General features: G+C 50.4%; 11 protein-coding genes. 3 read left to right on the top strand and 8 right to left on the bottom strand.

All coding sequences use genetic code 11. From position 1 onward, the window contains the following. Nucleotides 1–180, top strand: a 180-nt coding sequence (locus BV405_RS17815; RefSeq protein WP_217895673.1) for a hypothetical protein, incomplete at its 5' end; no start/stop codon positions are given. Between the two features lie 90 nt (nucleotides 181–270). On the opposite strand, the gene prpF is transcribed toward BV405_RS17815, so the two are convergent. From prpF to BV405_RS14745, 6 genes are all read right to left on the bottom strand, one after another. Further along, entirely contained in the window at nucleotides 271–1,452 is a 1,182-nt protein-coding gene (prpF, locus tag BV405_RS14770) for a 2-methylaconitate cis-trans isomerase PrpF (RefSeq protein ID WP_086481658.1), read from the bottom strand. Nucleotides 1,453–1,592: 140 nt separating this feature from the next. Beyond that, nucleotides 1,593–4,202: a Fe/S-dependent 2-methylisocitrate dehydratase AcnD gene (gene acnD / locus BV405_RS14765; RefSeq protein WP_086481657.1), complete on the bottom strand. Its 2,610-nt coding sequence runs from the start codon at nucleotides 4,200–4,202 to the stop codon at nucleotides 1,593–1,595. A gap of 183 nt (nucleotides 4,203–4,385) precedes the next feature. Continuing rightward, nucleotides 4,386–5,513: a bifunctional 2-methylcitrate synthase/citrate synthase gene (gene prpC / locus BV405_RS14760; protein ID WP_086481656.1), complete on the bottom strand. Its 1,128-nt coding sequence runs from the start codon at nucleotides 5,511–5,513 to the stop codon at nucleotides 4,386–4,388. 111 nt (nucleotides 5,514–5,624) lie between these two features. Then, complete coding sequence (gene prpB, locus BV405_RS14755) at nucleotides 5,625–6,515, bottom strand: methylisocitrate lyase (RefSeq protein ID WP_086481655.1); 891 nt, start codon at nucleotides 6,513–6,515, stop codon at nucleotides 5,625–5,627. Between the two features lie 17 nt (nucleotides 6,516–6,532). Further along, complete coding sequence (locus BV405_RS14750) at nucleotides 6,533–7,231, bottom strand: GntR family transcriptional regulator (protein ID WP_086481654.1); 699 nt, start codon at nucleotides 7,229–7,231, stop codon at nucleotides 6,533–6,535. Between the two features lie 323 nt (nucleotides 7,232–7,554). Then, nucleotides 7,555–8,412: an alpha/beta hydrolase gene (locus BV405_RS14745; RefSeq protein ID WP_086481653.1), complete on the bottom strand. Its 858-nt coding sequence runs from the start codon at nucleotides 8,410–8,412 to the stop codon at nucleotides 7,555–7,557. Between the two features lie 150 nt (nucleotides 8,413–8,562). Between BV405_RS14745 and pabB the strand changes: the two genes are divergently transcribed. Further along, on the top strand, nucleotides 8,563–9,963 hold the full coding sequence (gene pabB, locus BV405_RS14740) for an aminodeoxychorismate synthase component I (protein ID WP_086481652.1): 1,401 nt from the start codon (nucleotides 8,563–8,565) through the stop codon (nucleotides 9,961–9,963). Nucleotides 9,964–10,109: 146 nt separating this feature from the next. Here the strand turns inward: pabB and thrH are convergent, their stop codons facing one another. After that, nucleotides 10,110–10,727: a bifunctional phosphoserine phosphatase/homoserine phosphotransferase ThrH gene (gene thrH, locus BV405_RS14735; protein WP_086481651.1), complete on the bottom strand. Its 618-nt coding sequence runs from the start codon at nucleotides 10,725–10,727 to the stop codon at nucleotides 10,110–10,112. Between the two features lie 339 nt (nucleotides 10,728–11,066). On the opposite strand from thrH, the gene BV405_RS14730 reads away from it, so the two are divergent. Beyond that, nucleotides 11,067–11,798, top strand: coding sequence for a phosphoadenylyl-sulfate reductase (locus BV405_RS14730; protein WP_086481650.1), 732 nt, complete (start codon nucleotides 11,067–11,069; stop codon nucleotides 11,796–11,798). Nucleotides 11,799–11,907: 109 nt separating this feature from the next. Here BV405_RS14730 and cysB read toward each other — a convergent pair whose 3' ends face one another. Further along, complete coding sequence (gene cysB, locus BV405_RS14725; protein WP_086481649.1) at nucleotides 11,908–12,885, bottom strand: HTH-type transcriptional regulator CysB; 978 nt, start codon at nucleotides 12,883–12,885, stop codon at nucleotides 11,908–11,910. Nucleotides 12,886–13,095 lie beyond the last annotated feature (210 nt).

Raw genomic sequence — 13,095 nt, 5'->3', positions numbered from 1 at the left:
GGAGACTTGCTCCGTGACAACGAGGGCGCATTATACGCACAAAACGGAGCAGCGCAAGTCCTGATTGAAAGAAAATGTAAAATAATTACAAACAGCACTCCCAAGCCTCATAAAACCGTTAAAGCCGATAACCTCAACACGAAAAAAGCCATTAGCAACCAGGTACTAATGGCTTTATAACCCCTATCGGCCTCTTATCTAACCCGCTCATTCATAGCAAAGCAATAAAGACAGTAAGGACAGATTACTCATCTACCAACAATAGAGGTATTAGTAGGTATCTCCCGGAATACGCACATAGCCTTCCATGATGACACGGGCGCTACGGCTCATAACCGCTTTCTTAGCAGTCCAGTCGCCATTGGCTTGCTGCTCAGCTGCAGCACCAACCCGTAATGTACCAGATGGATGACCGAAGGTTACGGATTCACGCTCACCACCACCTGCTGCCAGATTAACAAGAGTGCCCGGTACCGCAGCTGCTGTAGCGATAGCCACTGAAGCAGTGCCCATCATCGCGTGGTGAAGCTTACCCATAGACAGCGCACGGACACAGATATCGATATCAGAAGCAGAAATCTCTTTACCGCTGGATGCCGTGTAGTTGGTCGCAGGGGCAACAAAAGCTACCTTAGGTGTATGCTGACGGGCAACCGCTTCAGAGATATCCTGAATCAGCCCCATCTTCACTGCACCGTAGGCACGAATCGTTTCGAAACGGGCCAGCTCTTCAGCGTTGCCGTTAATATCTTTCTGCAGCTCAGTGCCTTTATAACCAATCTCTTCCGCATTCAGGAAGATGGTTGGAATACCAGCATTGATCATGGTCGCTTTAAAGGTACCAACACCCGGCACTTCCAGATCATCAACTAGGTTTCCGGTTGGGAACATAGAGCCTTCGCCATCAGCCGGATCCATAAACTCAACGACAACTTCAGCAGCCGGGAAGGTTACGCCGTCCAGCTCAAAGTCACCGGTCTCCTGTACTTCACCATTGGTGATCGGCACGTGAGCTATAATGGTTTTCTGAATATTCTTCTGCCAGATACGAACTGTGCAGATACCATTTTCAGGAATACGGTCAGCATCAACTAAACCACCTGCAATAGCAAAAGCGCCCACCGCAGCCGTCAGGTTACCGCAGTTACCGGACCAGTCGACAAAAGCCTTGTCGATAGCAACCTGACCAAACAGATAATCTACATCGTGATCCGGCTGAGTGCTTTTATCCAGAATAACGGTTTTCGAGGTACTGGAAGTCGCACCACCCATGCCGTCAATCTGCTGACCGTACGGATCCGGGCTACCGATTACTCGCTGCAGAATTTTGTCACGCTCTTCACCCGGCTCCTGAGCTGCCGCAGGCAGATCCTGACGACGGAAGAAAACACCTTTACTGGTGCCACCACGGATATAGGTTGCCGGAATTTTAATCTGAGGAACACTCGACATCTTTTGCCCCACCTTTTACCTGATAAGGGTTTTCACCCTGAGTACTGTTAAGTGACCGCCAACACAGCCGCCACCTGAATCTTTTATTGCCGATAAACGATAAACGCCCACCGAAGTGGGCGTTTACCAGAGCCAACAGCTTAAGCTGTTTCTGACTCCAGGAAGTCCTTAGCGAACTTCTGCAGTACACCACCAGCCTTGTACACGGCTACTTCTGCAGCGGTATCCAGACGGGAAGTTACCGGTACTTCCACTACATCGCCGTTCTGACGCTTGATTTCAAGAGTCATCTCACCGCGAGGTGCCAGATCACCTTTGATGGAGTAGGTTTCAGTACCGTCCAGCTCCAGAGTCAGGCGGGTTGTGCCTTCATGGAACTGCACCGGCAGAACACCCATACCAATCAGGTTGGTACGGTGAATACGCTCGAAGCCTTCGGCTACGATCACTTCAACACCTGCCAGACGAACACCTTTCGCCGCCCAGTCACGGGATGAACCCTGACCGTAATCTGCTCCGGCTACCACAATCAGGTTCTGCTTGCGGTTCATGTAGGTTTCAATCGCTTCCCACATACGCATCTGTTGACCTTCCGGCTCAACACGCGCCAGAGAACCCTGAATCACTTCACCGTTGGCATCACGACACATTTCGTTCAGCAGTTTCGGGTTAGCCAGTGTGGCACGTTGTGCTGTCAGGTGGTCACCACGGTGCGTTGCGTAAGAGTTGAAGTCCTCTTCCGGCAGACCCATTTTGTGCAGGTATTCACCGGCAGCACTGTCCATCATAATCGCGTTGGATGGCGACAGGTGATCCGTAGTGATGTTATCCGGCAGAATCGCCAGCGGACGCATATCAGTCAGAGTACGCTCGCCTGCCAGCGCACCTTCCCAGTATGGTGGACGACGGATGTAGGTAGACATTTCACGCCAGTCATACAGCGGGCTTTCAGCCTGCTCTTTGTCACCCAGATCGAACATAGGAATGTAGATCTGTTTGAACTGCTCAGGCTTAACCGCAGACGCTACGATCGCATCGATCTCTTCATCGGACGGCCACAGATCTTTCAGAGTGATCTCTTTGCCATCAACCACAGCCAGTACGTCTTTTTCGATATCAAAACGCACAGTACCAGCAATCGCATAGGCCACAACCAGAGGTGGAGACGCCAGGAACGCCTGCTTAGCGTATGGGTGAATACGACCATCAAAGTTACGGTTACCGGACAGTACAGCTGTTGCATACAGATCACGGTCGATGATTTCCTGCTGAATCACTGGATCCAGAGCACCGGACATACCGTTACAGGTCGTACAAGCATAAGCCACGATACCAAAGCCCATTTTTTCCAGTTCAGACAGCAGACCGGATTCTTCCAGATACAGCTTGGCAACTTTAGAACCCGGAGCAAAGGAGGACTTAACCCAAGGCTTACGTACCAGCCCCAGCTCGTTGGCTTTCTTAGCAACAAGACCTGCAGCCACTACGTTGCGAGGGTTTGAGGTATTAGTACAGGATGTAATCGCTGCGATGATAACTGCGCCATCCGGCATCAGGCCATCAGCCTCTTGCTGCTTGGCTTCAGCCAGCTTAGCTTCATCAGCAATGCCACGCTCAGCCAGAGCAGTTGTCGGCAGACGACGGTGCGGGTTAGAAGGACCTGCCATGTTACGAACAACAGTGGACAGATCAAACTCCAGTACACGCTCGTATTCAGCAGTCTGCAGAGCGGTTGCCCACAAACCGGTTTCTTTAGCGTACTGCTCTACCAGAGCAACCTGCTCAGGCTCACGACCGGTCAGTTTCAGGTAATCAATGGTCTGCTCGTCGATGTAGAACATCGCAGCCGTTGCACCAAACTCAGGGGTCATGTTGGAGATAGTGGCACGGTCACCGATAGACAGGCTGTCAGCACCTTCACCGAAGAACTCAACATAAGCACCCACGACACGTTCGGCACGCAGGAACTCAGTCAGCGCCAATACGATATCAGTCGCGGTGATGCCCGGCTGACGTTTACCAGTCAGTTTCACACCAACGATATCCGGCAGTCGCATCATGGATGGGTGACCCAGCATGACGGTTTCAGCTTCCAGACCACCAACACCCACAGAGATAACACCCAGTGCATCTACGTGTGGAGTGTGAGAATCGGTACCGACACAGGTATCAGGATAAGCAACACCATCACGTGCCTGAACAACCGGAGACATCTTCTCCAGGTTGATCTGGTGCATGATGCCGTTACCGGCAGGAATCACATCAACGTTTTCGAAAGCGGTTTTGGTCCACTCGATAAAGTGGAAACGGTCTTCGTTACGACGATCTTCAATGGCACGGTTTTTCTCGAACGCATCCGGATCAAAACCCGGCGCTTCTACCGCCAGAGAGTGGTCAACGATCAGCTGAGTCGGTACAACTGGGTTCACTTTAGATGGGTCACCACCTTTTTCTGCGATCGCATCACGCAGACCTGCCAGATCAACCAGCGCAGTCTGACCCAGAATGTCATGACAAACCACACGTGCCGGATACCAAGGAAAATCCAGATCACGCTTACGTTCGATCAGCTGCGTCAGGGAATCAGTCAGTGCTTCAGGCTCGCAGCGACGCACCAGCTGCTCCGCCAGAATACGTGAAGTGTAAGGCAGGGTTGCGTAAGCGCCTGGCTTAATCGCATCTACCGCTTCACGAGCATCAAAATAGTCCAGCGAGGTGCCGGCAAGGGATTTACGGTATTGAGTATTCATGTCAGGAATCCACTCGAAATAAGGTCGTAGAGGGACTTACAAAGGAGGAGACAAGGCGTCACCAGCCTTCTCAATCTGAACTGTGGCTATCGAGCGAACCCGATAGCCGAAACAAAAAAGGCAGGGGCAAGGGCATTAGAGGCAAGTATCGTCCAGCCCCGCCAAATTCTGATTCACAACCGATTAAGCACGGTCCTGGATATCTACCCACTGGGCAGACTCAGGGCCGGTGTAATCCGCGCTAGGACGAATAATACGGTTGTTAGCACGCTGTTCCATTACGTGAGCTGTCCAGCCGGATGCACGGGAGCATACGAAGATAGGAGTAAACAGCTTGGTTGGAATATCCATGAAGTGGTAAGCCGATGCATGGAAGAAGTCAGCGTTACAGAACAGCTTCTTCTCGCGCCACATAACCGCTTCAACTCGCTCAGAAACAGCGTACAGATGCGTGTCACCCACTTGCTCAGACAGTTTCTTAGACCACTCTTTGATGATGGCATTACGCGGATCAGACTCACGGTAGATCGCGTGACCAAAGCCCATAATCTTGTCTTTACGCGCCAGCATACCCATGATCGCTTCTTCAGCTTCGTCAGCAGACTTCCACTGTTCAATCATGTCCATGGCCGCTTCGTTAGCACCACCATGCAGAGGGCCACGCAGAGAGCCGATAGCCGCAGTCACACAGCTGTGAATATCAGACAGCGTAGATGCACAAACACGCGCAGTGAAGGTAGACGCATTAAATTCGTGCTCTGCATACAGAATCAGAGAAGCATGCATTACTTTAACGTGTAATGGCTCTGGCTTCTTATCGTGCAGCGTCCACAGGAACTGTTCTGCGATAGAATCCGCATCGGTTTCTACATTGATACGCTTGCCGTTGTGGCTAAAGTTATACCAGTAGTTAATGATGCTTGGGAAAACAGCCATCATACGATCGATATGATCGGTCTGCTCAGAGAAGTCATTCTCTGTTTCCAGGTTACCCAGCATAGAGATACCGGTACGCATAACATCCATAGGATGGGCGTCAGCCGGGATCTGCTCCAGAACAACTTTCAGTGGCTCCGGCAGTGCGCGCAGAGTTTTCAGCTTAGCTTTATAAGCATCCAGCTCTGACTGATTCGGCAGTTTGCCGTATGCCAGCAGATAGGAAACTTCTTCGAACTGAGCTTTTTCTGCCAGCTCTTTCATGTCGTAACCACGATAGGTCAGACCCGCACCTGTTTTACCTACTGTACACAGTGCGGTTTCACCTGCCGACTGACCACGCAGGCCAGCGCCACCTAATTTCTTGTCTACCATTCTATGCTCCTTTGCAATCGCTCAGAGAGTCCGATTTTTTTATTCTAAGTCGTTGGAAGTCGTTACCTGTGAAGGCCGCCAGATGGCAGCCAACACATTCAGAAATCTGAATTACTTGTTTTTGCCTTCGGCAAACAGTGCATCCAGCTTCTGCTCGAAATCGTGGTAGTTCAGGAAATCATACAGTTCCATACGGGTCTGCATGGTATCTACCACAGCTTTCTGGTCACCATCACGCAGCAGCGCTTCGTAAACATTCAGCGCGGCTTTGTTGGCAGCACGGAAGGCTGACAATGGATACAACACCATTGTCGCGCCGTTTTCAGCCAGTTCTTTAGTATTAAACAGTGGTGTCGCACCGAATTCAGTGATGTTCGCCAGCAGGTGAGAACCATTAATGCCGTCAGAGAAGGCTTTGTAATCTTCCAGCGTGTGAACCGCTTCAGCGAAGATACCGTCAGCACCCGCCTCCAGACATGCCTGTGCACGCTCAACAGCTGCATTCAGACCTTCCATCTGGAACGCATCAGTACGCGCCATTACGAAGAAGTCATCGTCAGTTTTTGCGTCTACCGCTGCTTTAACACGATCAACCATCTCTTCCAGAGACACGATCTCTTTGTTCGGACGGTGACCACAACGCTTCTGAGCAACCTGGTCTTCGATATGAACAGCAGCAGCACCTGCTTTGATCATCTCTTTAACGGTGCGGGAGATATTGAAAGCGCCACCCCAACCGGTGTCGATATCAACCATCAGAGGCGTGTCAACTGCGCTGGTGATGCGGTTAACATCAGCCAGTACATCATTCATAGATGTCATACCCAGATCAGGCAGACCGTAAGAGTGGTTAGCAACACCACCACCGGACAGGTAGATCGCTTTGTGGCCAACACGCTCAGCCATCATGGCGTGGTACGCGTTAGTAGTACCTACAATCTGAAGTGGATTCGCTTCAGCCAGCGCTTTACGGAAACGGGCACCCGCAGTCAACTTAGTCATGGCTTTTTCCTTTCTTCTTAGGGTTGTTCTGCCTGAGATTCACGCAGACGTTGTTCTACATTTTTACGCGACGCACTGATATGGCGTCGCATCAGCATTTCAGCCAACTCTTCATCGCGTTGTTCGATCGCGTCCACAATCCTGTGGTGCTCTTCAAAAGCACGCTTAGGTCGGGAACTGGAAGCGCTGAACTGATAGCGGTACATCCGGACTAAGTGATACAACTCACCGCACAAGAGTTCGGTCAGCTTCTCATTCTTACTTCCCAGCACAATTCGGAAGTGGAAGTCCAGATCACCTTCTTTCTGGTAATACGCCACGCCTTCTTGTAGTTCTGAGGTTTCTTCGTGGCGAGCCAGGAGTGCTCTTAGGCTTTCAATCTCTTCTGTGGTCATGTTGCGGGCAGCAAGGCGACACGCCATGCCTTCCATCGCTTCACGCACATCATAGATATCGAGCAATTCTTCAAAAGAGAGCGAAACCACCCGCGCACCCACATGGGGGATACGCTTAATCAGGCGACGCCCTTCCAACCGGCGGATCGCTTCGCGCAGCGGTCCACGGCTGATGCCGTACTCTTTAGCCAAGCCCGGCTCTGTAATCTTGCTACCCGGCGGAATATCGCCTTTAACAATCGCTGTTTGAATCTGCTCAAACACCCGATCAGCCAGGGTGCGGGTCTCACCCTCTTCGTATGCATACTGAACGTCTGACATGGCCAAGTGTTCTTCTGTTATTTAATTGTCGACAATTTAACGTTGAGAGGAATGTAGACAATTGCTTGATGAGCGTCAACACCAACAAAAGTCGCATTTGTCTACAATCTACAATTACCACCAACGCTAAGACAAACTTTATCCTTTAAAAACAATAACCTATAAAAACAAAAAGGGCGCAACCCAACGGTCACGCCCAATTAATTGTCTACGATAAAGTTGCTGATGAAACTTTAAATGAGAGAAGTGTCTGCAATCACATCAACACCTCTGGGTAGTTGTCAGCAGTTTGCACTCCATAGAAACAGATCACAAAGACAGACTTACGATAGTGTTCTCTGGATAATTTCCGCAATTTTGGAAGGTTTCTGGAAAGGCAGGGAGTGGTCGGTACCACCGATCTCATGATAAATCCAGTCCGTGCGGCTCTCAGCAATCTCCTGATGACAGGCCTTCATGGAATCCAGACTTTTACCACCCACAAAACTGTCGACATTCTCCTGAGCGGACAAAATAGAAACCCGATCGAGTCGCTGTACCGCATCGGTGACCGCATCAAGGGCATAAGATAAACCCAGCACACGATTCTTAAGGCGATGCACTGTGGCATGCTCAACCCGAACCGACTTGGAGCGTTTAGGCGAAATCAGATCCAGAAAGTGTGTAATACCTAGCTCAACCGGTTCTTCTTCCCGCATCATACGGGCTGCAACAGAGTAGTTGCCACGCACCTCACGCATCTCAGCCAGATCAGGGCGCTCCAGCAAAGCGGGCTCCAGCAGATAAGTCTTTTTAAAGGCTGCCGGTCGCTGCTGCTTCAACAACATTGCTACCAGGCCGCCGAAAGAGTAACCCGCCAGATCTGATTCAAACCAACCCAGATAGTCTAAAAGCGCTGAAACATCGCCAACGACCTCTTCTACCGAAAACGCTGTTTCATCACGACCTGCAGGCAAGGGCACTGACTGTCCCATTCCTCTCAGATCCGGCACTAACAAGGTTCCCCAGTGACTCAAGTGCCTCAACATGGGTTCCCAGGTAAAGCCTCCATCAACGCCGGCTCCGTGCAGCATGAGTATCTTTCGTCCATCGGGATTATGTAGGTTGCGGTAGATGCGATAGAAGATGCGGTAATCCGGACGATCCAGAGTTGCCGTTTCACACTGATAATGTTCTGACATGACGTACCTTAAAAATAAACAACAGACAGAGTGCTCGATTAAGCATGCAAAAATAGGCTGCCTGAAGAAAAGCCGTTAGAATAGCGCGTTTTATCGGCAACTGCCTTTTATTATCCGACAGCCGCGATTCCTTCATCTATTGTTAATTTTATGACTCAGCTCTGTACACGTTCTCTACCTTATTTACCCGGTGTCGATTATTTTGAGCGCATCCGACATCTGGGTACTCCTGTGTTACTGGACAGCAATAAACCAGATAGCCCATCAGGTCGCTACGACATCGTAAGCGCCGCCCCTCTCGAGAAAATTTCGACGTCAAGCAACAGCCTTGAACAGCTGCATCAGCTTCTGGAGCAACACAGCACCAGCCATCAGGTAACCGCCACAGATAAAAGCCTTTATCACCTGCCTTTTATAGGCGGCTTTATTGGTGGGCTGAGTTACGATCTGGGACGGGAACTGGAGCAACTGCCGGAAACGGCACAGGATGACTCCAACTTCCCTTCCCTTATAGGCGGGATCTATCTCTGGGCTGTGGTGGTTGATCACGAGTTAAAGATGGCAGAACTGGTCGCCCCTGCTGGCCAGATTGATGAACTTGAAGAATTGCTGAATCACCCCGCTCAAAACCAGGTAGAGCAATACAAAACTGGCTTCGCGCTAACTTCGCCGTTTACCGCGAATCTCAGTTGGCCTGAGTATAAAAGTCGGTTTGAAAAGATCATGGCTTATATACGTTCCGGCGATTGCTACCAGATCAACTTTGCCCAGCGTTTTCAGGCAACAGCCAAGGGAGACAGCTGGCAGGCATACCGCAAGATGCGGGCGGCGACCCCGGCTCCTTTCAGCGCCTATCTGGACTTTGATCAATTTAAGATTCTTAGCGTTTCACCGGAGCGCTTTATGCAGCTGAATGCCGGACATGTTGAAACCAAGCCGATCAAAGGCACAGCCCCCCGCTCCGGTGATGCCCGGGAAGACCGGCACATTGCCGAGAGCCTGCAGAACAGCATCAAGGACAGAGCCGAGAATCTGATGATTGTGGATCTGCTGCGTAACGACCTGAGCCGGGTCTGCGAGCCTCGCTCGGTCAAAGTACCTGCGCTTTTTGCTCTGGAAAGCTACGCTAACGTGCATCATCTGGTCAGTACGGTCGAAGGCGAACTGCCCGCGGATAAAGACGCGGTAGATCTGCTGGCAGCAAGTTTTCCCGGTGGGTCTATTACCGGCGCCCCCAAGATTCGCGCGATGGAGATTATCGATGAGCTGGAACCTCAACGCCGTGCGATCTACTGCGGCTCGGTGGCTTATATCAGCTTCAACGGTAAGATGGACAGCAGCATCACCATCCGCACACTGCTGGAGTCTGTTTCAGCCAATACAGATACCAAAGAATGTGAAAGCCGTCTGGATTGCTGGGGCGGTGGTGGAATTGTCTACGATTCGGTTGCAGAGAGTGAGTATCAGGAGACGCTGCATAAGGTGGGTAAGATTCTGCAATCCCTTCAGCCGGATTTCAAAACGCAGGCGCTGTTTAAAGCTGACAAGTAAGCACTTTCAAAACTTCCTCTGAATGCCTGCCTCCCTGAACGCAAAAAGGCTTTCCGCGATGACGGAAAGCCTTTTTTGTATTGCCAAACCGGTGACCCGATTGGCATATCCTCAGAGCAACTTACTTACTAATAATACAGCGCAGATTATTTGCTCAGATTGCGGTTACTCGCCTTCAGGAACTCATCCTTCAGATCTTCATAGGTGTGAACCGCAGGGAACTGAGGGAACTCAGCAATCACGTTGTCCGGTGCGTGGAACAGAATGCCCTGCTCCGCCTGCGCCAGCATGGTGGTGTCGTTGTAGGAATCACCAGCAGCGATAACACGGTAGTTCAGAAGCTGGAAGGCACGAACCGACTGACGCTTAGGATCACGCTGACGCAGGGTGTAGTCGGTAATGCGACCTTCTTCATCAACTTCCAGCTTGTGACAGAGCAGTGTCGGGAAGCCCAGCTGCTTCATCAGAGGCGCAGCAAACTCATAGAAGGTATCCGACAGGATCACCAGCTGGAAACGCTCACGCAGCCAATCGACAAACTCTTTAGCGCCTTCCAGAGGCTCAAGTTCTGCGATTACGGCCTGAATGTCCGGCAGTTTCAGACCGTTTTCATCCAAAATACGCAGACGCTGCTTCATCAGCACGTCATAATCCGGGATATCCCGTGTGGTTGCTTTCAGCTCTTCGATACCGGTTTTTTCAGCAAAAGCGATCCAGATTTCTGGGATCAGAACACCTTCAAGGTCAAGACATGCCAGTTCCACGGAATAATCCTTCTATATAGGTAATAGGGTCATTTCTTATTAAATTCGCCTCGTAGCAGGCTGCTTAAGCGGGTATCAGCCGGAGGACAAACGGCAAAAAGATTAACACAGAAAGCAGGTTAAGTCAGACGCGACCAAGGCATAAACCCAGCCAGAGTCTTTGACCTGCCCCATGGAAAAACCGCATTGCTGAACCTTTAGGGCATATTCATAGAAGCACTTTTTATTTATTTTTCTTCTAAGTAACTGATATTTTATAGCCAAAATCATGATCGTAGAATCAGACAGCTTGATGAGCACTGGCCACAAGCCAGTTGCCACACCATAACAGGACAAGGCATGAGCACGTTTAACGCTAACCAGTTCGCACTGGAATTTGATACTGAGTCACCTAAAAAGATTATCGAAAAAGCTCTGGAGGAGTTCGGCAATATCGCCATCTCCTTCAGCGGTGCTGAAGATGTGGTTCTGGTCGAAATCGCCAGCAAAGTGATTAAAGACAAAAGCCAACTGCAGGTTTTCTCTCTGGATACCGGCCGTCTGCACCCTGAGACCTACCAGTTCATTGAGACCGTTCGTAAACACTACGGCATTCAGATCGATATCGTTTCTCCTGAGCATCAGGCGCTGGAAGCCTTTGTTAAAGAGAAAGGCCTGTTCAGCTTCTTTGAAGATGGCCACCAGGAATGCTGTGGTGTGCGTAAGGTTGCACCTCTGCGCCGTAAACTGAGCACACTGGATGCCTGGATTACCGGTCAGCGTAAAGATCAGAGTCCGGGCACCCGTAACAATGTCCCGGTTGCTGAGATGGATAAAGCCTTCGGCACTGAAGACAGTCCTCTGGTGAAATTCAACCCACTGGCCAACTGGAGCTCTCAGCAGGTTTGGGAATATATCCGTATGTTTGATGTACCCTACAACCCTTTGCACGAGCGCGGCTTTACCAGTATCGGTTGTGAACCTTGCACCCGTCCTGTTCTGCCAAACCAGCATGAACGTGAAGGTCGCTGGTGGTGGGAAGAAGCCACTCACAAAGAGTGCGGTCTGCATGCAGGTAACCTAGAGAAATAAGAGCTGCAGAAATAAACGGCTTCTCCTGATAAGCAAAAAGGGCATCCAACCGGATGCCCTTTTTGTTTTTGGCTAACACAGCACTTTTGAGTACTGTGTTGTCGTTGTATCAGTGAACCGGCAGCTCGATATGATCAAACAGAGCTTCCAGATCTGCTTTTGAACTGCAGGCCAGCGCCTCATCGATCAGATCACGATCAAGGTGTGGCGCAAAGCGGGTGACAAAGTCATACATGTAGCCGCGCATAAAGGTGCCGCGACGGATACCGATCTTAGTCGTGCTGGACTCAAACAGATGACTGGCATCCAGCGCCACCATATCCTTATCAACTTCTTCATCAAAGGCCATACGCGCCACAATACCGACCCCCATTCCCATGCGCACATAGGTTTTGATGACATCAGAGTCTGCCGCAGTGAAGACAACCTTAGGCTTCAGCCCTTTCTCATTGAAAGCATCATCTAACTTAGAACGTCCGGTAAAACCAAATACGTAAGTTACGATGGGGTGCTCAGCAACATCTTCCAGAGACAACGGCTGCTTAACCTTGGTCAGAGGGTGGTCCTTAGGTACCAGAACACATCGGTTCCAGCGATAGCAGGGCAACATAATCAGGTCACTGAACAGCTCCATGGCCTCGGTAGCGATAGCGAAGTCTGCAGCCCCTTCAGAAACCATCTCAGAGATCTGAATCGGCGTTCCCTGCTTCATGTGCAGGGAAACATCAGGGTATTTGGAGATAAAGTCTTTGATCACACCCGGCAGGGCATAACGAGCCTGTGTGTGCGTCGTCGCGAGACTCAGACTGCCTTTCTTATCATCGCTGAATTCCTGAGCCACTTGCTTGATGTTATCAACGGTTCTCAGGATCTGGCCCGCCAGATCAATAACTTCCTGACCTGCCGGAGTAACCCGTGTCAGATGCTTACCACTACGGGCAAAAATCTCGATACCTAATTCATCCTCCAGCAAACGTATCTGCTTACTGATACCCGGCTGGGAGGTATACAAACTTTGTGCGGTGGCCGACACATTAAGATCATGGTGGGCAACTTCCCAGATATATCGCAGCTGCTGTAATTTCATTCCACCTTCCTCATTAATGAGATCGCGCGCCAGAACTGTTTACTAAAGGTCGCGATCATCTCGGGTTATCGATTTTTAAGAATATTATGCCATAAAAATATAAGCAAACATTACTTTTAAGAATATAGCAGACACGATAGATTAAGCCGCAGTGTCACCCTAATGCGATTAGAAAACCCAGTACTGACAGCCTGTTGACGAATTTACGGC

Origin of the sequence: Oceanospirillum sanctuarii (genome assembly GCF_002150805.1) — a bacterium.
GTDB lineage: Bacteria > Pseudomonadota > Gammaproteobacteria > Pseudomonadales > Halomonadaceae > Oceanospirillum > Oceanospirillum sanctuarii.
This window is presented reverse-complemented; position numbering and strand designations above follow the sequence as displayed.